The 20,953-nt window shown below is 71.4% G+C and carries 17 protein-coding genes and 1 pseudogene; 12 read left to right on the top strand and 6 right to left on the bottom strand.

Features of this window, described 5'->3' with window-relative positions; genetic code table 11:
- From EBH09_RS39340 to pssA, 8 genes and pseudogenes are all read left to right on the top strand, one after another.
- A pseudogene (locus EBH09_RS39340) lies at positions 1-124 on the top strand (TetR family transcriptional regulator); the annotation flags it as partial.
- Positions 125-512: 388 nt separating this feature from the next.
- Positions 513-1,850, top strand: a complete 1,338-nt coding sequence (gene ccrA / locus EBH09_RS29885) for a crotonyl-CoA carboxylase/reductase (RefSeq protein WP_193776735.1) — start codon at positions 513-515, stop codon at positions 1,848-1,850.
- An 18-nt stretch (positions 1,851-1,868) separates the two neighbouring features.
- Entirely contained in the window at positions 1,869-3,896 is a 2,028-nt protein-coding gene (locus EBH09_RS29880) for a protein meaA (RefSeq protein ID WP_121750016.1), read from the top strand.
- Positions 3,893-4,867: a CoA ester lyase gene (locus tag EBH09_RS29875; protein WP_121750015.1), complete on the top strand. Its 975-nt coding sequence runs from the start codon at positions 3,893-3,895 to the stop codon at positions 4,865-4,867. Before EBH09_RS29880 ends, EBH09_RS29875 begins: the two co-directional genes overlap by 4 nt.
- Before the next feature lie 5 nt (positions 4,868-4,872).
- Positions 4,873-5,385 (top strand): MaoC family dehydratase, encoded by a 513-nt coding sequence (locus EBH09_RS29870; RefSeq protein ID WP_121751070.1) that lies wholly within the window; start codon positions 4,873-4,875, stop codon positions 5,383-5,385.
- Positions 5,386-6,591, top strand: coding sequence for an acyl-CoA dehydrogenase family protein (locus tag EBH09_RS29865; RefSeq protein ID WP_121750014.1), 1,206 nt, complete (start codon positions 5,386-5,388; stop codon positions 6,589-6,591).
- Positions 6,592-6,761: 170 nt separating this feature from the next.
- Entirely contained in the window at positions 6,762-7,418 is a 657-nt protein-coding gene (locus tag EBH09_RS29860; RefSeq protein ID WP_121750013.1) for a phosphatidylserine decarboxylase, read from the top strand.
- Positions 7,419-7,440: 22 nt separating this feature from the next.
- On the top strand, positions 7,441-8,259 hold the full coding sequence (pssA, locus tag EBH09_RS29855) for a CDP-diacylglycerol--serine O-phosphatidyltransferase (RefSeq protein WP_121750012.1): 819 nt from the start codon (positions 7,441-7,443) through the stop codon (positions 8,257-8,259).
- Positions 8,260-8,461: 202 nt separating this feature from the next.
- Here pssA and EBH09_RS29850 read toward each other — a convergent pair whose 3' ends face one another.
- Complete coding sequence (locus tag EBH09_RS29850) at positions 8,462-9,604, bottom strand: glycerate kinase (RefSeq protein WP_121750011.1); 1,143 nt, start codon at positions 9,602-9,604, stop codon at positions 8,462-8,464.
- Positions 9,605-9,763: 159 nt separating this feature from the next.
- Between EBH09_RS29850 and EBH09_RS29845 the strand changes: the two genes are divergently transcribed.
- From EBH09_RS29845 to EBH09_RS29835, 3 genes are read left to right on the top strand one after another with little or no spacing between them, the layout of a single operon-like run.
- Complete coding sequence (locus EBH09_RS29845) at positions 9,764-10,258, top strand: NUDIX hydrolase (RefSeq protein ID WP_121750010.1); 495 nt, start codon at positions 9,764-9,766, stop codon at positions 10,256-10,258.
- A gap of 40 nt (positions 10,259-10,298) precedes the next feature.
- On the top strand, positions 10,299-11,048 hold the full coding sequence (locus EBH09_RS29840) for a Sir2 family NAD-dependent protein deacetylase (protein WP_121750009.1): 750 nt from the start codon (positions 10,299-10,301) through the stop codon (positions 11,046-11,048).
- A 4-nt stretch (positions 11,049-11,052) separates the two neighbouring features.
- A complete protein-coding gene (locus tag EBH09_RS29835; RefSeq protein WP_121750008.1) occupies positions 11,053-11,391 on the top strand; it encodes a glyoxalase superfamily protein in 339 nt (112 codons plus the stop codon).
- Positions 11,392-11,836: 445 nt separating this feature from the next.
- On the opposite strand, the gene EBH09_RS29825 is transcribed toward EBH09_RS29835, so the two are convergent.
- From EBH09_RS29825 to EBH09_RS29815, 3 genes are all read right to left on the bottom strand, one after another.
- The gene (locus EBH09_RS29825) at positions 11,837-12,319 is read right to left on the bottom strand and encodes a methylated-DNA--[protein]-cysteine S-methyltransferase (RefSeq protein WP_121751069.1); all 483 of its coding nucleotides are present in this window, start codon (positions 12,317-12,319) and stop codon (positions 11,837-11,839) included.
- 19 nt (positions 12,320-12,338) lie between these two features.
- Positions 12,339-13,823, bottom strand: a complete 1,485-nt coding sequence (locus EBH09_RS29820; RefSeq protein ID WP_274595150.1) for an AlkA N-terminal domain-containing protein — start codon at positions 13,821-13,823, stop codon at positions 12,339-12,341.
- 106 nt (positions 13,824-13,929) lie between these two features.
- On the bottom strand, positions 13,930-15,840 hold the full coding sequence (locus EBH09_RS29815) for a heavy metal translocating P-type ATPase (RefSeq protein ID WP_193776607.1): 1,911 nt from the start codon (positions 15,838-15,840) through the stop codon (positions 13,930-13,932).
- 57 nt (positions 15,841-15,897) lie between these two features.
- Here EBH09_RS29815 and EBH09_RS29810 point away from each other — a divergent pair, with 57 nt between their 5' ends.
- On the top strand, positions 15,898-16,260 hold the full coding sequence (locus tag EBH09_RS29810; protein WP_121750006.1) for a metalloregulator ArsR/SmtB family transcription factor: 363 nt from the start codon (positions 15,898-15,900) through the stop codon (positions 16,258-16,260).
- Here EBH09_RS29810 and EBH09_RS29805 read toward each other — a convergent pair.
- Both EBH09_RS29805 and EBH09_RS29800 read right to left on the bottom strand, forming a co-directional pair.
- Entirely contained in the window at positions 16,241-17,119 is an 879-nt protein-coding gene (locus tag EBH09_RS29805) for a DUF72 domain-containing protein (protein WP_121750005.1), read from the bottom strand. The two genes, EBH09_RS29810 and EBH09_RS29805, sit on opposite strands and share 20 nt — an antisense overlap.
- 40 nt (positions 17,120-17,159) lie before the next feature.
- Positions 17,160-20,953: glycoside hydrolase family 2 TIM barrel-domain containing protein (locus EBH09_RS29800; RefSeq protein ID WP_121750004.1), on the bottom strand; the 3,794-nt coding region annotated here is incomplete at its 5' end.

Raw genomic sequence — 20,953 nt, 5'->3', positions numbered from 1 at the left:
CTCGGCGCGGGCCGGCACCTCCTCGGCCTCCGTGCAGGGTGAGGTGCTGGTGACGGTCGCGCGTACCGACGCGCCGCTGCACGAGGTCATGCGCGCCATCGAGCAGGCGCTCAAGGAGCGCTGACTCGCCCTGTCCCGCATGTGACGACGGCCACCCTCCGGGTGGCCGTTTTCGCATGTCAATGCCCCTTTTCGCAGCCCTCGCGACCCCCGTTCGATCGATCATCGCTCATCTGTCGGGTAAAGATTTCATCTGAGAGCAGGTTCTGGCACTCAGTGCCTTGCGGGGTGACACGCGGTGTCATACGTTGAAGGTGTCCGGGCTGTCCCCGCAAGCGATCGCCTGCGTGCCCGGCGCCTGCGTCACAGGCACCCTCCGCGCCACAAAGCGCCGCCGAACAGCACCACCGCCGAACCGACGGCACCCCCTCACCCGACCCTCAGCAGCACCGACGCAACCCTCAAGCGCCCCTCCCTCACGGGCGCTCGACGCCGGAGGCAACACCGTGACCATGAAGGACATCCTGGCCGCGATCCAGGCGACCGACTCCACGCCGGCCGACATCGCCGCCCTGCCGCTCCCCGAGTCGTACCGCGCGATCACCGTGCACAAGGACGAGACCGAGATGTTCGCGGGCCTCGAAACCCGCGACAAGGACCCGCGCAAGTCGCTCCACCTGGACGAGGTGCCGCTGCCCGAGCTGGGCCCCGGCGAGGCCCTGGTCGCCGTCATGGCCTCCTCGGTCAACTACAACTCGGTGTGGACCTCGATCTTCGAGCCCCTGTCGACCTTCGGCTTCCTGGAGCGCTACGGCAGGGTCAGCGAGCTCACCAAGCGCCACGACCTGCCGTACCACGTCATCGGCTCCGACCTGGCCGGCGTCGTCCTGCGAACCGGCCCGGGCGTCAACGCCTGGCAGACCGGCGACGAGGTCGTCGCGCACTGCCTCTCCGTCGAGCTGGAGTCGTCCGACGGCCACAACGACACGATGCTCGACCCCGAGCAGCGCATCTGGGGCTTCGAGACCAACTTCGGCGGCCTGGCGGAGATCGCCCTCGTCAAGTCCAACCAGCTGATGCCCAAGCCGGACCACCTCAGCTGGGAGGAGGCCGCCGCCCCGGGCCTGGTCAACTCCACCGCGTACCGCCAGCTGGTCTCCCGCAACGGCGCCGGCATGAAGCAGGGTGACAACGTGCTCATCTGGGGCGCGAGCGGCGGCCTCGGCTCGTACGCCACGCAGTTCGCGCTGGCCGGCGGCGCCAACCCGATCTGTGTCGTCTCCAGCGAGCAGAAGGCGGACATCTGCCGCTCGATGGGCGCCGACGCGATCATCGACCGCAACGCCGAGGACTACAAGTTCTGGAAGGACGAGCACACCCAGGACCCGAAGGAGTGGAAGCGCTTCGGCAAGCGCATCCGCGAACTCACCGGCGGCGAGGACATCGACATCGTCTTCGAGCACCCCGGCCGTGAGACCTTCGGCGCGAGCGTCTACGTCACCCGCAAGGGCGGCACCATCACCACCTGCGCCTCGACCTCGGGCTACATGCACGAGTACGACAACCGCTACCTGTGGATGTCCCTGAAGCGCATCATCGGTTCCCACTTCGCCAACTACCGCGAGGCCTGGGAGGCCAACCGCCTCATCGCCAAGGGCAAGATCCACCCGACCCTCTCCAAGGTGTACTCGCTGGAGGACACCGGCCAGGCCGCCCACGACGTGCACCGCAACGCCCACCAGGGCAAGGTCGGCGTGCTGTGCCTGGCGCCCGAGGAGGGCCTGGGCGTGCGCGACGAGGAGAAGCGCGCCGAGCACGTCGACGCCATCAACCGCTTCCGGAACATCTGAGGACGGCGGAGGCCACACATGACTGAGCGTCAGAAGGACCGGCCGTGGCTCATGCGCACCTACGCCGGTCACTCCACGGCCGAGGCGTCCAACGAGCTGTACCGGCGCAACCTCGCCAAGGGCCAGACGGGTCTGTCGGTCGCCTTCGACCTGCCGACCCAGACCGGCTACGACTCCGACCACATCCTCGCCCGCGGCGAGGTGGGCCGGGTCGGGGTGCCGGTCGCGCACGTCGGTGACATGCGCCGGCTGTTCCAGGACATCCCCCTGGAGCAGATGAACACCTCGATGACCATCAACGCCACGGCCATGTGGCTGCTGGCGCTCTACCAGGTCGTCGCCGAGGAGCAGGGCGCGGACGTCACCAGGCTCCAGGGCACGACCCAGAACGACATCGTCAAGGAGTACCTGTCCCGGGGGACGCACGTCTTCCCGCCGGGGCCGTCCCTCCGCCTGACGACGGACATGATCGCGTACACGGTCTCCCACCTCCCGAAGTGGAACCCGATCAACATCTGCAGCTACCACCTGCAGGAGGCGGGCGCCACGCCGGTGCAGGAGATCGCGTACGCGATGTCCACCGCGATCGCCGTGCTGGACGCCGTGCGCGACTCCGACCAGGTGCCGCAGGAGCGCATGGGCGACGTGGTCGGCCGCATCTCCTTCTTCGTGAACGCGGGCGTCCGCTTCGTCGAGGAGATGTGCAAGATGCGCGCCTTCGGCCGCATCTGGGACCGCGTGACCCGCGAGCGGTACGGCATCGAGGATCCCAAGCACCGCCGCTTCCGCTACGGCGTCCAGGTCAACTCCCTGGGACTGACCGAGGCCCAGCCGGAGAACAACGTCCCGCGGATCGTGCTGGAGATGCTGGCGGTCACCCTCTCCAAGGACGCACGCGCGCGTGCCGTGCAGCTGCCGGCCTGGAACGAGGCGCTGGGCCTGCCGCGCCCCTGGGACCAGCAGTGGTCGCTGCGCATCCAGCAGGTGCTGGCGTACGAGAGCGACCTGCTGGAGTACGGCGACCTCTTCGAGGGCTCGAAGGTGGTCGAGGCGAAGGTCGACGAGCTGGTCGAGGAGTCGCTCACCGAGATCGAGCGCATCCAGGAGATGGGCGGCGCGATGGCTGCCGTCGAGTCCGGCTACCTCAAGTCGCAGCTGGTCGCCTCGCACGCCGAGCGCCGGGCCCGGATCGAGTCGGGCCAGGAGAAGATCATCGGGGTCAACGCCTTCGAGGGCACCGAGCCGAACCCGCTGACCGCCGACCTGGACACCGCGATCCAGACGGTCGACCCGGCGGTGGAGGCCCGCGTCATCGCCTCGCTCCAGAACTGGCGCGACACCCGCTACCAGCCGCCCTTCAACCACCCGCGCCCCTGCAAGGCGCTGGAGAGGCTGAAGGAGGCCGCCAAGGGCACTGACAACCTCATGGAGGCCACCCTGGAGTGTGCCCGCGCCGGCGTCACGACCGGGGAGTGGGCCGGGGCGCTGCGCGAGGTGTTCGGTGAGTTCCGGGCGCCGACCGGTGTCTCGTCGGCGCCGGTCGCGATCGCCGCCGAGGAGGGCTCGGCACTGTCCCAGGTGCGCCGCAAGGTGGACCTGACCGCCAAGGATCTCGGCGTCGGCAAGCTGCGCTTCCTGGTCGGCAAGCCCGGCCTGGACGGCCACTCCAACGGCGCCGAGCAGATCGCCGTGCGGGCCCGCGACGCCGGCTTCGAGGTGGTCTACCAGGGCATCCGGCTCACCCCGGAGCAGATCGTGGACGCCGCCCTGGCCGAGGACGTGCACGCGGTGGGCCTGTCCATCCTCTCCGGCTCGCACGCCCAGCTGGTGCCGGACGTACTGGAACGGCTGCATGTGGCCGGTGCCACGGATATTCCGGTGATCGCCGGTGGCATCATCCCGAACGGAGACGCCGAAGCGCTGCGGGCCGCCGGAGTGGCCGCGGTCTTCACACCGAAGGACTTCGACATCACCGGGATCATCGGCCGCATCGTCGACGAGATCCGCAAAGCGAACAAGCTCGACCCCCTGGAGGTCCCCGCATGACCAGCCCCGCTCCCCAGGTCAACCGCCTGCGCCCCCGGCGTTCCTGCCTGGCGGTGCCCGGCTCGAACCCGCGCTTCCTGGAGAAGGCCCAGGGCCTCCCGGCCGACCAGGTCTTCCTCGACCTGGAGGACGCGTGCGCCCCGCTCGCCAAGCCGGAGGCGCGGCACACCATCGTCAAGTTCCTCAACGAGGGCGACTGGACCGGCAAGACCCGTGTGGTGCGCGTCAACGACTGGACGACCGAGTGGACGTACCGCGACGTCGTGACCGTCGTCGAGGGCGCCGGCCCGAACCTGGACTGCATCATGCTGCCGAAGGTCCAGGACGCCCAGCAGGTGGTGGCCCTGGACCTCCTCCTCACCCAGATCGAGAAGACGATGGGCTTCGAGGTCGGCCGCATCGGCATCGAGGCGCAGATCGAGAACGCGCAGGGCCTGAACAACGTCAACGAGATCGCACAGGCCTCCCCGCGCGTCGAGACCATCATCTTCGGCCCGGCCGACTTCATGGCGTCCATCAACATGAAGTCGCTGGTCGTGGGCGAGCAGCCGCCCGGCTACCCGGCGGACGCCTACCACTACATCCTGATGAAGATCCTGATGGCCGCCCGCGCCAACAACCTCCAGGCGATCGACGGCCCCTACCTCCAGATCCGCAACGTCGACGGCTACCGGGAGGTCGCGCAGCGCGCCGCCGCGCTCGGCTTCGACGGCAAGTGGGTGCTGCACCCGGGTCAGGTCGAGGCGTCGAACGAGATCTTCTCGCCGTCCCAGGAGGACTACGACCACGCCGAGCTGATCCTGGACGCGTACGAGTACTGCACGTCCGAGGCGGGCGGCAAGAAGGGCTCCGCGATGCTCGGCGACGAGATGATCGACGAGGCCAGCCGCAAGATGGCCCTGGTCGTCGCGGGCAAGGGACGCGCCGCCGGTATGCGGCGCACCAGCAAGTTCGAGATCCCGGAGGCGTGACGGCCATGCAGTTCGGACGCACCTACGAGGAGTTCGAGGTCGGGGCGACGTACAAGCACTGGCCGGGCAAGACGGTCACGGAGTACGACGACCACCTGTTCTGCCTCCTCACCATGAACCACCACCCGCTCCACATGGACACCAACTACGCCGAGAAGACGACCGACTTCGGCAAGAACGTGGTGGTCGGGAACTACGTCTACTCCCTCCTGCTGGGCATGTCGGTACCGGACATCTCGGGCAAGGCGATCGCCAACCTGGAGATCGAGTCACTCAAGCACGTGGCGCCGACCTTCCACGGCGACACGATCTACGGCCAGACGACCGTGCTCGACAAGTGGCCGTCGAAGTCGAAGAGCGACCGCGGCATCGTCCACGTGGAGACCAAGGGCTACAAGCAGGACGGCACGCTGGTGTGCGTCTTCCGCCGCAAGGTGATGGTGCCCACCGAGACGTACATCAAGGAGCGCGGCGGCGAGCAGCCGGGCCGCCCCGAGCTGAAGGAACAGGGGAAGTAGATGAGCCGCCTCGCCCAGACCCACGGCCTCACGGACATTCAGCGGGAGATCCTCTCCACCGTCCGGGACTTCGTGGACAAGGAGATCATCCCGGTCGCGACGGAGCTGGAGCACCGGGACGAGTACCCGCAGGACATCGTCGACGGGCTGAAGGAACTGGGCCTGTTCGGCCTGATGATCCCGGAGGAGTACGGGGGCCTGGGCGAGTCGCTCCTCACCTACGCGCTCTGCGTGGAGGAGATCGCCCGCGGCTGGATGTCGGTGTCCGGCATCATCAACACGCACTTCATCGTGGCGTACATGCTCAAGCAGCACGGCACGCAGGAGCAGAAGGACCACTTCCTGCCCCGCATGGCCGCAGGGGACATCCGGGGCGCCTTCTCGATGTCGGAGCCGGCGCTGGGCTCGGACGTCTCGGCGATCACCTCGAAGGCGGTGCGGGACGGTGACGAGTACGTCCTGAACGGTCAGAAGATGTGGCTCACGAACGGCGGTACGTCTTCGCTGGTGGCCGTTCTGGTGAAGAGTGACGAGGGTCACCCGGACGGCACGGCGCCGCACAAGTCGATGACGACCTTCCTGGTGGAGAAGGAGCCCGGTTTCGGCGAGGTCCGCCCCGGCCTCACCATCCCGGGCAAGATCGACAAGATGGGCTACAAGGGCGTCGACACCACCGAGCTCATCATGGACGGCCTGCGCATTCCGGCCGACCGGGTGCTCGGCGGCGTCACCGGCCGAGGTTTTTACCAAATGATGGACGGCGTCGAGGTCGGCCGCGTCAACGTCGCGGCCCGTGGTTGCGGTGTCGCCCAGCGTGCCTTCGAGCTGGGTGTCCGGTACGCCCAGCAGCGTCACACTTTCGGCAAGCAGATCGCCCAGCACCAGGCCATTCAGTTCAAGCTCGCGGAGATGGCTACCAAGGTGGAGGCGGCGCATGCGATGATGGTGAACGCTGCACGCAAAAAGGACTCGGGCGAACGAAACGACCTGGAAGCGGGGATGGCCAAGTACCTCGCCTCCGAGTACTGCAAAGAGGTCGTGGAGGACGCCTTCCGGATCCACGGCGGTTACGGCTTCTCCAAGGAGTACGAGATCGAGCGCCTCTACCGAGAGGCCCCGATGCTCCTGATCGGTGAAGGCACCGCCGAGATCCAGAAAATGATCATCGGTCGCCGACTGCTCGAAGAGTATCGATTCCAGGGTTAGATGTCCGGATACGGGGTGTTTTCTTGGAGAAGAAGGTCACACCCCGTAGGCAGTGTTCGGCCGCCGACTCGGCTTCCTGGCTTACCCAGTTGCGGCGGAGAGCCGCTACGATCGCCGGAAAGCCGCCGTCCCCCGTCAGTGTGCGGCATCATCCGCTACGAAGGTCATCCATGCCCCACAGCCAAACCTCTGCATCTCGCGACAGCCTGGCCGGCGTACGCCTCGCGCGCGGAGCATCGCCGTGGCTTCTGCCGACCGTCGCCACCGCAGCCGTCAGCCTCCTTGGTGCCCGCCGCTCCGGCGCCGCCAAGGCCGTCGCCGTCCCCGCCACCGCGCTCGCGGCGGGGATGCTGTGGTTCTTCCGCGACCCCGAGCGCGAGATCACCCAGGGCCGGGTCATCTCGCCCGCCGACGGTGTGGTGCAGAGCATCATGCCGTGGAAGGACGGCCGCACCCGCGTCGCGATCTTCATGAGCCCGCTCAACGTCCACGTCAACCGCGCGCCCCTGTCGGGCACGGTGACGTCCGTCGAGCACATCCCCGGTGGCTTCGTTCCCGCCTTCAACAAGGAGAGCGAGAACAACGAGCGGGTGGTGTGGCACTTCGACACCGAGCTCGGCGACATCGAGATGATCCAGATCGCCGGCGCGGTGGCCCGCCGCATCGTGCCCTACGTGCCGCAGGGCACGAAGGTCGAGCAGGGCGAGAGGGTCGGGCTGATCCGCTTCGGCTCGCGCGTCGACCTGTACCTGCCGGAGGGCGTCGAGGTGGATGTCGAGGTGGGTCAGAAGACGGTGGCTGGGGTGACTCGCATTGACCGTGATTGATCCACAGACCCAGGCCGGGTGGGTGCCCGAGGCCGACGAGGTGGACGACGAGGAGGAGATGCCCCTCTCGCTCCGCCTGTCGATAGCGGACACGCTCACGCTCGGCAACGCCACGTGCGGCTTCATGGCGGTGTACTTCACCACCACCGGCATCCTGATCCCGCACCTCATGGGCAGCGACGAGTCGGGCATGGCCCGGCACAGCGCGGCCACCGCGGTGATCCTGATGCTGTGCGCGGCGATCTTCGACCTGTGCGACGGCCTGGTCGCGCGCAAGCTGCGCAGCTCGCCGATGGGCGCGGAGCTGGACAACCTCTCCGACCTGATCAGCTTCGGGCTGGCGCCGGCGTACTTCGTCCTCGTCTACGGCATGGTCGCGGACGACGCGTACCAGCGGGTGGCGGCGGTGGGGGCGATCGTGGTGCTGCTGGCAGTGGTGCTGCGGCTTGCGCGGTTCTCCTGCGTCACCGTCAAGGACGGCACCTTCCAGGGCATGCCGTCGCCGTTCGGGGCGCTGACGGTGGTGTCGATCGTGCTGCTGGAGCTGCCCTTCGTGGCGACGCTGCTGGCCATCCTCGGCACGGCATGGCTGATGGTGAGCCGGGTCGAGTACCCGAAGCCGCGGGGTCGCCTCGCGGTGGCGATGCTTTCGTGGATCGTCCTGTCGATGGGCCTGCTGGCAGGCTGGGCCTTCGACGCGCCGAGCGGACAGCTGCTGTTGCAGACGGGGTGTGCGCTGCAGCTGGTGATGGGCGCGGTGATTCCCCTGTTCGCCACGGCTCGCAGGGTGAACAACTTCAGGGACAACCGGCGGGAGGCGCGGGCGGCGCAGTTGCCGTAGCGCTCCGCTGAGTGGGGCCCCGGACCCGGGTTGGGTCCGGGGCCCCACTGTTTGTGCGCGCCCGGCGCCGGTGTGGGCCTTGCTGGGGGCTCCGCCCCCAGACCCCCGGCCTGCGCACTCGGTCGGGACAAAGGCGGCCGCACCAGGTCGCTCAGCCCGTCCGGCGTTCGAGGACGAGGCCCGTTCCGGGCCGAAGCCTTCCCTACGCCAGGAAGTCCCGCGCGATGCGCTCGGCGACCCGCTCCAGGATCGGCCCCGCCTCGGCGATGCACTTCGCCACGTCCGGCTCCACATCCGTCAGCGGATACGCCCGCCGGATCCCGGCCCGCCCCAGCGCCTCCGCCGGCAGCGCCAGCCGCCCGCACACCGCGACGACCTCCTTGCCCGCCGCCCGCGCCGCCGCGGCGACACCGGCCGGAGCCTTCCCGTGCAGGGTCTGCTCGTCCAGCGAGCCCTCCCCCGTGATCACCAGGTCCGCCCGCTCCAACGCCGGCGCGAAGCCGAGCACGTCCAGCATCACCTCGATGCCGGGCCGGAACCGCGCCCCGAGGAGCATCGCGCCGAAGCCGATCCCTCCGGCCGCGCCGGCCCCCGGCGAGGCCGCGTACTCGGCGGCCAGGGCGCCCACGGTGTCCGTCTCCTCCAGCACCTTCGCGAAGTGCGCGAGGGCCGCGTCCAGGGCCTCCACGTCCTCCTCAGAGGCCCCCTTCTGCGGACCGTAGACCGCCGGGGCACCCTTCGGCCCGGTCAGCGGATTGTCGACGTCGCTCGCGAGTACCAGCTCGACGGCGGCGAGCCGCGGGTCCAGCCCGGACAGGTCGGCCGAGGCCAGGTCGGCGAGGCCGCCCCCGCCCGGCGCGACCGGCTCCCCGTCACCGCGCACGAACCGCGCGCCCAGCGCCGCCAGCATCCCGGCGCCGCCGTCGGTGGTCGCGCTGCCGCCGACTCCGAACACGATCGTCCGCGCCCCCGCGTCCAGCGCGGCCCGCAGCAGCTCACCCGAGCCGTGCGTGGACGCGGTCAGCGGCGCGAGGACGCCGGCCGGCAGTCGCTGGAGGCCGCTGGCCTCGGCCATCTCCACCACCGCGGTGTCGCCGCGCAGCGCGAACGCGGCCGTCACCTCGTCGCCGAGGGGCCCGGCGACCCGTACCTCCCGACGCTCGAATCCGGCCGCGACCGCCGCGGCCACCGTGCCGTCACCGCCGTCGGCCACGGGCAGCGCCTCGACGCCGAGGTCCGGCACGACACGGCGCAGTCCGGCCGTCACCCGCTCGGCCACCTCGACGGCCGTCAGCGACCCCTTGAACTTGTCCGCGGCGACGAGTACCCGGCGGGTCCCGTCCACTGCAGCGTCAGCCACCTTGCTCTCCCCTTGCTCTTCGAGCCTTGCGCACGTCAAGGCAGTCGCGCCGCTGCGACCTTAACCGGAGGACGGCCACGCCGTCATGCCCTGCCCGCACCCTGGAACGGCCGGGGCGGGGCCGGCGCTCGTTACGCTTTCGGGATGACCACTCCTGACTACGCCGCCTACATCGCCGGGCTCCCCCGCGTCCTCGCCGGTGCCGCCGCTCTCTTCCGCGATGCCGAGGGGCGGGTGCTGCTCGTCGAGCCCAACTACCGCGACGGGTGGGCGCTGCCCGGCGGGACCATCGAGTCGGAGGACGGGGAGACCCCGCGGCAGGGCGCGTGGCGGGAGACCGTCGAGGAGATCGGGCTGGACGTGCGGCTCGGCCGGCTGCTCGCGGTGGACTGGGTCAGCGGCACCGGCCGCCCGCCGATCGTGGCGTACCTGTACGACGGCGGGATCCTGACCGAGGACGACCTCAAGGCGATCCGGTTGCAGGAGGACGAGTTGCTGTCCTGGCGGCTGGTGCCGCGCGAGGAACTGGGCGATCACCTGCTCGGCACGCTGCGCGGCCGGGTACTGGCCGCACTGGACGTGCTGGCGGACGGGTCCGGAGCGGCCGAGCTGGAGAACGGAGTCAGGGTCGACCGATAACCGTTCGCCGGGCGCACCCCGGCGTCCTACCCTCGACCGCATGACCAGCAAGCCCCTCGTCGCCATTCTGAGCGGTGCCGGCATCTCGACGGACTCCGGCATCCCCGACTACCGCGGGCCGAACGGGCTGTGGCGGCGCGATCCGGAGGCCGGGAAACTCGTCACGTACGAGTACTACATGGGCGATCCGGAGATCCGGCGCCGCTCCTGGCGGATGCGCCGCGCGAACGGGGCGCTGCGGGCCCGGCCGAACGCGGCGCACCGGGCGGTGGCGGAGCTGGAGCGGTCCGGGGTGCCGGTCCGGGTGATCACGCAGAACGTGGACGGTCTGCACCAGCTCGCCGGGCTCTCCGCCCGCAAGGTCCTGGAACTGCACGGCACCGCGCGGAGTTGCGTGTGCACCGGCTGTCACGCCCGGGGACCGATGGAGGACGCGCTCGCCCGGGTCGAGGCCGGCGAGGACGACCCGCCGTGCCTGGAGTGCGGCGGCATCCTGAAGCCCGCGACGGTGATGTTCGGCGAGCGCCTCGACCCGGTGGTGCTCGGCGAGGCGGCCGCCATCAGCAAGGCGTGCCAGGTGTTCGTCGCCGTCGGCAGCAGCCTCCAGGTGCAGCCCGCGGCCGGACTGGCCGGCGTGGCCGCCGACCACGGCGCCCGTCTGGTCGTCGTCAACGCCGAACCGACCCCGTACGACGAGCTCGCCGACGAGGTCGTCCGGGAGCCGATCGGGACCGCTCTGCCCGAGCTGCTGCGCGGGCTGGGCGCCGGGAGGGACGGAGAAGGTGACTGAGCGGGTGGACGAGGAGGTCATTCCGATCCTGCGCGTGGCCGACGCCGCCGCGGCCGTGCGGTGGTACGCGCGGCTGGGCTTCGCCGCGCGGTGGGAGCACCGCTTCGAGCCGGGCCTGCCGGCGTTCGTGGAGGTCGCTCGCGGGCGGGTGCGGCTGTTCCTGTCGGAGCACACCGGGGACGCCCGGCCGGACACCCTGGTGTATCTGCGGGTGGCCGACGTCGACGCGGTCGCCGCCGAGTTCGGCGTGCGGGTCGAGGACGCGCCCTGGGCGCGCGAGGTCGAGCTGCGCGACCCGGACGGCAACCGCCTCCGGGTCGGCACACCTCGGCACACCGAGTGAGTGGGCTGACCGGTCCGTGGCCGAGGGGCTTTCGCCCCGCCTCGCCGAGGTCGTGGACGCGCTGTCCCTGACGCCGGGACGCGGGTCCTGGAGATCGGCCGCGGACCGGGTGCCGCCGCGCGGGCGGTCGCGGCACGGCTGGTGTCCGGGCACGTTCCCGCCGTCGGCCGTTCGGCGCGGGCGATGGCGCCGGCGGAGGCCGGCTCGGCCCGGGAGATCGCGCCGGGCCGTATGAGCGTGCGGTGCGTCGCGGCGGAGGACTGCGTCCGGGAGCCCGGTGAGGGGCCCTTCGACCTGGTCTTCGCGGTTCGCGTCGGCGCCCTCGACGGCCGCCACCCGGGAGGCGGGACGGCGCGCGCCGGAACGCGTCGCCGCCCGGCCGACGGTTCGTGGACGGCGGCCGGCCCCTGCGCGGGGCCCCTCTCTCCCCGGAAATCCGTGGTGACTAGAAGAGCGCCGAACCCCGTTCGAAGTCCAGCAGGCGCTGCTTGCGTTCCAGGCCGCCGCCGTAGCCGGTGAGGCCGCCGCTCGCGCCGATGACGCGATGGCAGGGGACGATGATGCCGATCGGGTTGCGCCCGTTGGCGAGGCCGACGGCGCGGGAGGCGGCCGGGTTGCCGAGGGCGTCGGCGAGTTCGCCGTAGGTGCGGGTCTCGCCGTACGGGATCTCGCGCAGCTGGTCCCAGACCGTGCGTTGGAACGAGGTTCCGTTCAGGCGCAGGTCGAGGGTGAAGTCCTTCAGTTCGCCGGCGAAGTACGCCGTCAGTTGCTCCTCCGTCTCGGCGAACGGGCCGTCGTCGGCCGTTCCGAAGGTCTCTTCGGCCGGGCGGTGGCGCTGGTCGGTCATGTAGAGGCCGCACAGGACGCCGTCCTCGGCGACGAGGGTGAGAAGTCCGTACGGGCTGTCGATGACGGTGTGCTGTTTCAGGGTTCCCACGGCATTTTCCTCACACGGGCAGGAAGTTGATCGGGTGGCTGTCGGTGGCCCACAGGTACTGGACGGCGTACGCCCGCCAGGGCCGCCAGGCCGCCGCGCGGGCGGTGAGCGCCGCCGGTGTCGAGGGCAGGCCCAGCTCCCCGGCGGCCCGGCGGATGCCGAGGTCGGTGGGGAGGAAGGCGTCGGGGTCGCCGAGGGCCCGCATCGCGATGACGTCGGCGGTCCAGGGGCCGAATCCGGGGAGGGCGAGGAGCCGGGCTCGGGTCTCGGCCCGGTCGCACTCGACGCCGAGGTTGAGCGAGCCGTCGGCCAGGTGGGAGACGAGGGTGGTGAAGGTCGTGCGGCGGGTGCGGGGCATCGCCAGGGTTTCGGGGTCCACCGCCGCCAGCGCCGCCGCCGCCGGGAAGAGGTGGGTGAGGCCGCCCCCGGGGTCGTCGACCGTGTCGCCGTGTGCCGCGACCAGGCGGGCGGCGTGGGTGCGGGCGGCGGCGGTGGAGACCTGCTGGCCGAGCACGGCCCGTACGGCGAACTCCGCCTCGTCGACCGTGCGCGGAACGCGCCGGCCGGGTGCCTTGTCGACCAGCGGCGCGAGCAGCGCGTCGGCGCGCAGCTGGTCGTCGATGGCCGCCGGGTCGGCGTCCAGGTCGAGCAGGCGCCGGCAGCGGCTGATGGCGACGGTCAGGTCGCGCAGGTCGCTGAGGGTGAGGCGACAGGCGATGTGGTCGGAGCCCGGGGTGAGGGCCACGATGCCGTGACCGTACGGGAGGCGCAGCGTGCGCCGGTACGCGCCGTCCCGCCACTCCTCCACGCCGGGTACGGCGGTGGCGGCGAGGTGCCCGAAGAGGTTGTCGGGGTTGAGCGGGGTGCGGAACGGGAGGCGGAGGGAGAGGGCGCCGGGGGTGGTGCCCGTGAGGGGGCGCTTCGGAGCGCGGGCGCGCAGCTCGCTCGGGGAGAGCGCGTAGACCTCGCGGACCGTGTCGTTGAAGGCGCGGATGGAGGAGAAGCCGGCCGCGAAGGCGACCTCCGCCATCGGCAGCGGGGTCGTCTCGATGAGCAGCCGGGCGGTCTGGGCGCGCTGGGCGCGGGCGAGCGCGAGCGGACCGGCGCCCAGCTCGGCGAGGAGCTGGCGTTCGACCTGCCGGGTGCTGTAGCCGAGCCGGGCGGCGAGACCGGGCACGCCCTCACGGTCCACGACGCCGTCGGCGATCAGCCGCATGGCGCGGGCCGTGAGGTCGGCGCGCTGGTTCCACTCCGGTGAGCCGGGGCTGGTGTCCGGGCGGCAGCGTTTGCACGCCCGGAACCCGGCCTGCTGGCAGGCCGCCGCGCTCGGGAGGAAGGTCATGTTCTCGGGTTTGGGCGGCACCACCGGGCAGCTGGGCCGGCAGTAGATGCGGGTCGTCAGGACGGCCGTGAAGAACCAGCCGTCGAAGCGCGCGTCCTTCGACCGGACGGCACGCGCGCAGCGCTCGGTGTCGGTGTGCATTCCCGTCTGCATGCGTCCAGGATGGTCCACCTGCCGGGCCGGGGCTGGCGGAAATCCGACATGGACGTCTCGCTTCCTGGGCTCCGCCGGATCGCCTTCGTCGCCCCGATGGCCCTGGTCACTCGGCTCGCCATGCCGACTCGCGCAGCAGCCGCAGGCCGTTGAGGCCGACCAGTACGGTCGAGCCCTCGTGCCCGGCGACGCCGAGCGGCAGCGGGAGGTGCCCGATCAGGTCCCACAGGACGAGGACCGTGATGAACGTGCCGGCGATGACCAGGTTCTGTAGCACCAGTCGGCGCGCGCGCCGGGACAGCCGTACGACGGCGGGTACGGCCGCCAGCTCGTCGCGCACCACGATCGCGTCGGCCGTCTCCAGGGCCAGGTCGGAGCCGGCGCGGCCCATGGCGACACCGGCGTGGGCGGCGGCGAGCGCGGGGGCGTCGTTGACGCCGTCGCCGACGAGGAGCACCTTGCGGCCGGCCCGCTCCAGTGCCCGTACGGCCTCGACCTTGCCCTCCGGCAGCAGGTCCGCGCGGACGTCGGTGATGCCGGTCACGGTGGCCACGCGGGCCGCGGCGGGCGCGTTGTCGCCGGTGAGCAGGGTGGCGGCGGTGCCGGTGAGGGCGGTGAGCGCGGCGGCGGCCGGGGCGGCGTCGGCGCGGAGGCGGTCGGTGAGGGCGAGGGTGCCGACGGGGGTGCCGTCGCGGGTGACCCGGACGGCGGTCTCGGCGCCCTCGGGCTGCTGGGCGCGGCCGACGTGCACCTCGTGACCGTCGACGACCGCGGTGACACCGAGCCCGGGAGTCGCGGTGAAGTCCCGTGCGGACGCGATGCGCAGGCCGCGTGCGCGGGCGGCGGCCACGATCGCGCGGGCCAGCGGGTGTTCGCTTGGGTGCTCGGCGGCGGCGGCGAGCGCGAGGAGGGCGTCCTCGTCGAGACCGGAGCCGGGCAGCGGGCGTACGGCGGTCACCTCGGGGGTGCCCTCGGTGAGGGTGCCGGTCTTGTCGAGGGCGACGGCGTCGATCTCGCCGAGGCGTTCCATCGCGACCGCCGACTTCACGAGGACGCCGTGCCGGCCGGCGTTGGCGATGGCGGACAGCAGGGGCGGCATCGTCGCGAGGACGACCGCGCAGGGCGAGGCGACGATCATGAAGGTCATGGCGCGCAGCAGGGCGTCCGTGAGGTCGGCGCCGAAGGCGAGCGGGATGCCGAAGACCGCGAGGGTGGCGGCCACCACGCCGACCGCGTAGCGCTGCTCGATCTTCTCGATGAACAGCTGCGTGGGCGCCTTGGTGCGGGACGCCTCCTCGACGAGGGTGACGATCCGGGCGATGACCGAGTCGGCGGGGTCGCGTTCGACGCGGACGCGCAGGGCGCCGGTGCCGTTGAGGGTGCCTGCGAAGACGTCGTCGCCGGGACGCTTGAGAACGGGGAGGGACTCGCCGGTGATGGTGGCCTGGTCGACCTCGCCGGCGCCGTCGACGACGGAGCCGTCGGCACCGATCCGCTCCCCCGGCCGGACCAGGAGCAGGTCACCGACGGTGAGGCCGGTGGTCGGGACGGTCTCCTCGCGGTCCCCCCGCACGCGGGTCGCGGTGGTGGGCGCGAGGTCGAGCAGGCCGCGCACCGAGTCGGCGGTGCGGGCGGCGGCCAGGGCCTCCAGGGCGCCGGAGGTGGCGAAGATGACGATCAGCAGTGCGCCGTCGAGGACCTGCCCGATGGACGCGGCGCCGAGTGCCGCGACGATCATCAGCAGGTCGACGTCCAGGGTCTTCTCGCGCAGCGCCCGCAGGCCCTCCAGCGCGGGCTCCCAGCCGCCGGCGGCGTAGGCGACCGCGTAGAGCGGACCGTACGTCCAGGCGGGGGCGCCGCCGAGGTCGAGGGGGAGCGCCAGCAGGAACGCGACGAGGGACGACAGTGCCCAGCGGGCCTCGGGCAGGGCGAGGACGCGGGTTCGGCTGCGGGGCGCCCGGTGGACGGGCGCGGGGACCGGGGTGGGGGCAAGCGTGGTGGACACGCGGCACACCATACAGGAACAGATGAAGACTCATTCATGCGTTCATGTGTGGTGAGTAGGATGAACCGTATGGGTCACGGAGCCGCCACCACCGCGCAGGACGCCGCCGCACGCCTGCGTCTGGACGCGGACAACGTCGCCAAGGTCGCCACCACGCTCCAGGCCCTGTCCACCCCCTCCCGGCTGCTGATCCTGGCCCGGCTGCGCGAAGGCCCGCTGCCCGCGACCGAGTTGGCGGCGGAGGTCGGCATGGAGCAGTCGGCCTGCTCGCACCAGCTGCGGCTGCTGCGCAATCTGGGCCTGGTGGTGGGTGAGCGGCGGGGCCGGTCGGTGGTGTACGCGCTGCACGACGACCATGTGGCCGAGCTGCTCGACCAGGCCGTGTACCACGTGGAGCACCTGCGGCTGGGGATCAGCGACGCGGCGGAGTGAGCAGCCCCCGCATGGTCTCGGCGGCACGTACGGCGGCGTCCGCGCAGCAGTTGTTGAACAGCACGTGCAGCTCGTCCGTCCGCCCGGCGGCGCGCCGCAACCGGGGCACCCGGGCGGCGAGTTCGGCGACGTCGTAGTCGTACCGGAAGCGGTCCTCCTTGCTGCCACTCCCCCATGCCGTGCTGCGGCCGTGGAACCGTACGACGGCGAGGCCGGGACGGGTCACCGGGGCGATGGGCGGCAGCGACGCGGGCATGCCCTGGGCCATGTCGGTACCGACGGCCGACATGCCCAGGCCGGACAGCAGCGCGTGAGTGGCGTCCGCCCGTTGCGGCTCCCACCACCCCGGGTGGCGGAACTCCACGGCGAGCGGCCAGCCCTCCGCGCGCAGGGCGCAGGCTTCGAGCGTCGCCTCGGCCGGGGCCCCCGGGGCGAACCACGGCGGGAACTGGAACAGCACGGTGCCGAGCCGCCCGGCCTTGCGCAGCGGCTCGACCGCCTCGGCGAAGCGCCCCCACACCTCGTCCAGCAGGCCCTCACTCGCCCGCCCGCGCCTCAGCGGTCCGAGGCCGGCTCCGCGCAGGTCCGCGGGCAGGGCCTCCGCGCGCGTGGGATGGCCGGTCAGCAGGGAGAAGGCCTTCACGTCGAACCGGAAGCCCTCCGGCGTACGCTCCACCCACAGCTCGCTGTTGCGCCGGCTCGGCAACGCGTAGTACCCGGAGTCCACTTCGACGACGGGCAGCCGCGAGGCGTAGTGCCGCAGCCGCCCCTCGGCGTCCCGTCGCCCGCCCGGATACCAGCCGCTCCCGAGGAGTTGGCGGTCCGTCCAGGAACATGCTCCGACCAGTACGTCACCCATGGGAGCCCGGGTTGCCCCGGACTCCCCGTTCATCCCTCGGTCACCCGGTCGCCGTGGGCCTGCGCGAGGCCGCCGTCGCCTCCTTCACGTCCGTCAGCGGGCGCAGCCGGTAGGTGTAGGAGTAGTCCCGGTCGGCGAAGAGTTTGAACTCGTCGTGCGTGTGCGCGCCCCAGCTGTTGTCGCCGCCGACGCCCATCTGACGGTGACTCAGCCGGAGGACGACGGCGTCCCTCGGCGTGAGCTGGTAGTCGTGCCGCGCCCCGGCGGACAGGTCCTCCGGCGTGAAGTGGGAGGCGTTGGCCTCCAGCAGGGGCTCACCCGAGGCGAGCAGGCCCACCCCGTCGCCGTCGGTGAGGGCGATCCACCGGACGTCGGTCTTGTTGCCGTTCTCCTGCGGGCGGATGTACGGCGTCCACTGCTCGGCGACGGTCCCGGAGTACAGGCCGACGTCGGTGCCGGTGTTGCGGTCCCAGTGGTTCTCCTCGGGGCCGCGGCCGTAGTAGTGCAGGCGGTCCAGGCTGCGCGGCAGGAACAGCATCGTGCCGACCTCGGGGATGTATGGCAGGTTCGCGGCCCCCGGGTGCAGGGTGTTGTCGACCTTGATCTCGCCGTTGCCGAACACGGTGTACGTGGTGGTGTACGCCGACTCCACGGTGGTGGGCAGGGTGCCGCTGACCTTGATCTCGACGGCCCGGTCGCCCAGGTCCCGCACGGCGACGTCCGTGACCTTCCGCCGGGCGCCCGCGTCGCGCCAGGTCCGGTTGCGGGTGTGCTGGCCGTTGCCGTGGTCGTTGTCGGTGGGCGCGCGCCAGAAGTTGGGCACCGGCCCGGAGGTGATCAGCCGCCTGCCCTTCGCCTCGTACGAGGTGATGGTGCCGGCGCGCTTGTCGACGGTGACCGAGAAGCCCCGGCCATCGACCGTGACCTCGTCGTCGCCGTCCCGGTGGCGCAGGGACGGCACCCGGTCCAGCGGCACGGGGGCCACCGCGCGGACGTCCGTGTCGAGGGCGAGCTGTACCCGGGCGACCTCGAAGCCCGCCTTCGCCCAGGGGGTGGCCTCCTTGGTGGTGAAGGACAGCTCGAGGAAGTACTCCGTGCCCGGTGCCGGATCGCTCGGCAGCCGCACGGGCACGGTGATGTCCTTCCTGGACAGCGGCTCCACGTCCAGCTGACGGCGGTCGAGCCGTCCGCGCCGCACCGTTTCGCCGTCGGCGACGAGTTCCCAGCGGCCGTCGAACTCGCGGAGGCTGGTGAACAGGTACTCGTTGACGAGCGTGACGGCGCCCGCGCCGCCGGACCGCTGCTCGACGCCGACCGCCTGGTAGACCCGCTTGACCTCGGCGGCCTTGCCGGTGTGGCCGCGATCGGCGAGGACGATGCCGTCGGCGACGAAGCAGCCGTCGTTGGGGTTGTCGCCCCAGTCGCCGCCGTACGCGAAGAAGGTCTTCTCCCTCGGCCGCACCCTGTCGACCGCGACGGTCTCCGCGTCGAACCAGAAGCGCACGCCGTCGTCGCCGGGGCCGCGGTCGACCCCGGCCAGTTCGGCGGCGTCGAGTGCGCGGGCGTAGACACGGGCGCGGCGGATGGTGCCGCTGAACTCGCGGGTCTGGTTGTCGGCGTCGGTGGCCAGGGCCAGGGAGGCCGTGTTGCCGGTGGGCCGCCGGTCGGTGGTGCGGGTCGCCCGCCGCTCGCCGTCGACGTACAGGGTGAGGGTGCCGGCCTCCGCGTCGAAGACGCCCGCGATGTGGTGCTCGCGGCCGGTCCAGTCCTCCGGCACCGTCCAGGTGGCGGTGATCCACTGACCGCCGGAGTGGATGAAGAACTCCAGCGTGCGGTTGTTCTGCTTCAGCGCGTACTGGGTGTCGCCCTTGGCTAGGATCGGCTGGTGGTAGCCGGTCACGTCCGGGGTGACCCAGGCCTCCAGGGTCAGCGAGCCGGTGAGGTCCAGGCCCTCGTCGCGGGCGAAGACCGTGCCGCCGGACAGGCCCTTGCCGCGCTCGAAGGTTCCGGAGGCGGCGAGGATCTCACCGCGCAGGCCGGCGGGCCCCTCCTCGGTCAGCAGTGTGCGCCGCGGGACGGGCCAGGTCAGCGACTGGTCGACGAAGTCCCAGATCCAGCCGCCCTGGAGCACGTCGTGGGCGCGCACGACGTCCCAGTACTTCTTCAGGTTGCCGTTGGAGTTCCCCATCGCGTGGGCGTACTCGATCATCACGTACGGCCGGGTGTCGGAGGTGTCCTTCGCCCGCTGCTCGACGCGCTGCGGGCTGTCGTACATCTCGGAGCGGATGTCGCTGATGCCCGGCCGGTCGTCGCCCTCGTACTGGATGACTCGGGTGGGGTCGTAGGAGCGGATCCAGTCGTGCATGGCGGTGAAGGTGCTGCCGCCGCCCGCCTCGTTGCCGAGCGACCAGATGACGACCGAGGCGTGGTTCTTGTCGCGGTGCACCATGTTCTGGGCGCGGACCACGCAGGCCTCGGTCCAGTCGGGGTGGTCGCCGGGGTACTCCTCGCGGATGCCGTGGGTCTCCAGGTTGGTCTCGTCGACGAGGTAGAGGCCGTACTCGTCGGCGAGTTCGTACCACAGCGGGTTGTTCGGGTAGTGCGAGGTGCGGACGCTGTTCATGTTCATCCGCTTGATGATCTCGATGTCCTCGACCAGGTCGTCGCGGGTGAGGGCCGTGCCCCGGTCCGGGTGCATCTCGTGGCGGTTGGTGCCCCGGAGGGAGACGGGCCTGCCGTTGATGCGCATCAGCCCGTCCTTGAGCGCGAACTCCCGGAAGCCGACGCGGTGGGACAGGGTCTCGACTACTCTGCCCGCCGGGTCCCGCAGGCGCAGTACGGCCGTGTAGAGGTCCGGGTGCTCGGCCGACCAGAGCCTGGGCCTCGGTACGGCCTTCGTGGCCCGTACGGTGACGTCCTGGCCGGCGCCGACCGTGCCGAGGTCGGCGGACTGGTTCAGCGGGCGGGACCAGACCGCGTGGCCGCGCGCGTCGTACAACTGGGTCTCGACGGTGTACTTGCCCGCGCCGCCGCCGTCGCCGTACGCCCGCACGCTCGCGGTGACCGCCAGCTCGGCGTCCGTGTACGTGTCGTTCAGCGGGGTGTCCAGCTTGAAGTCGCGCAGGTGCACGGCCGGCGTGGAGTACAGGTAGACCGAGCGGAAGATGCCGCTCAGCCGGATCATGTCCTGGTCCTCCAGCCAGTCTCCGTCGGAGTAGCGGTACACCTCCACGGCGATCTGGTTGGTGCCGGACTTCAGGTGGTCGGTGATGTCGTACTCGGAGGGGGTGAAGGAGTCCTCGTCGTAGCCGACCAGTTCGCCGTTGATCCACACGTAGTGCGCGGACTTGACGCCCTCGAAGTGCAGGAAGGTCCGGCGGCCCGTCCAGTCGCGCGGGACGGTGAAGGTGCGCCGGTACTGGCCGACCGGGTTGTAGCGGGTCGGCGCGGTGGGCGGCCGCGGGTCCTCGCCGCGGCCGTTGGGGCCCCAGTACGGGTAGGTGATGTTCAGGTAGATCGGGTAGTCGTGGCCGTGCAGCTGCCACACGGACGGCACCGGGATGGTCTGCCAGTCGCCGTCGTCGGTGTCGGTGCGGTGGAAGTCGGCGTCCCGGTCCTCGGGGCGGTCGGCGTAGGCGAACTTCCAGGTGCCGTCGAGGCTCTGCCGGTACGGCGAGCGGGTGCGGTCGCCGGCGAGTGCCGCTCTCACGTCGGCGTACGGCATGAGCGTGGTGTGCGGTGGCTCGGTGCCGAGCCGGAAGACACCGAAGTCGTTCCACTCCGGGGGCTCGTCGGCCGCCGCCCGCCGGCCTGCCGCGTGCGCCGCGACGGGCG

Source organism: Streptomyces sp. E2N166, from assembly GCF_003671715.1.
GTDB classification, from domain to species: Bacteria; Actinomycetota; Actinomycetes; order Streptomycetales; family Streptomycetaceae; genus Streptomyces; species Streptomyces thinghirensis.
Note: the sequence above shows the minus strand (reverse complement) of the source record. Positions and strands in the feature narration are given on the sequence as shown.

What these genes read in the sequence shown, in the direction of transcription:
- ccrA (WP_193776735.1), top strand. Translation starts at nt 513, where the DNA reads ATGAAGGACATCCTGGCCGCGATCCAGGCGACCGACTCCACGCCGGCC.
- EBH09_RS29880 (WP_121750016.1), top strand. Translation starts at nt 1,869, where the DNA reads ATGACTGAGCGTCAGAAGGACCGGCCGTGGCTCATGCGCACCTACGCC.
- EBH09_RS29875 (WP_121750015.1), top strand. Translation starts at nt 3,893, where the DNA reads ATGACCAGCCCCGCTCCCCAGGTCAACCGCCTGCGCCCCCGGCGTTCC.
- EBH09_RS29870 (WP_121751070.1), top strand. Translation starts at nt 4,873, where the DNA reads ATGCAGTTCGGACGCACCTACGAGGAGTTCGAGGTCGGGGCGACGTAC.
- EBH09_RS29865 (WP_121750014.1), top strand. Translation starts at nt 5,386, where the DNA reads ATGAGCCGCCTCGCCCAGACCCACGGCCTCACGGACATTCAGCGGGAG.
- EBH09_RS29860 (WP_121750013.1), top strand. Translation starts at nt 6,762, where the DNA reads ATGCCCCACAGCCAAACCTCTGCATCTCGCGACAGCCTGGCCGGCGTA.
- EBH09_RS29845 (WP_121750010.1), top strand. Translation starts at nt 9,764, where the DNA reads ATGACCACTCCTGACTACGCCGCCTACATCGCCGGGCTCCCCCGCGTC.
- EBH09_RS29840 (WP_121750009.1), top strand. Translation starts at nt 10,299, where the DNA reads ATGACCAGCAAGCCCCTCGTCGCCATTCTGAGCGGTGCCGGCATCTCG.
- EBH09_RS29820 (WP_274595150.1), bottom strand. Translation starts at nt 13,823, where the DNA reads ATGCAGACGGGAATGCACACCGACACCGAGCGCTGCGCGCGTGCCGTC.
- EBH09_RS29815 (WP_193776607.1), bottom strand. Translation starts at nt 15,840, where the DNA reads ATGGTGTGCCGCGTGTCCACCACGCTTGCCCCCACCCCGGTCCCCGCG.
- EBH09_RS29810 (WP_121750006.1), top strand. Translation starts at nt 15,898, where the DNA reads ATGGGTCACGGAGCCGCCACCACCGCGCAGGACGCCGCCGCACGCCTG.
- EBH09_RS29805 (WP_121750005.1), bottom strand. Translation starts at nt 17,119, where the DNA reads ATGGGTGACGTACTGGTCGGAGCATGTTCCTGGACGGACCGCCAACTC.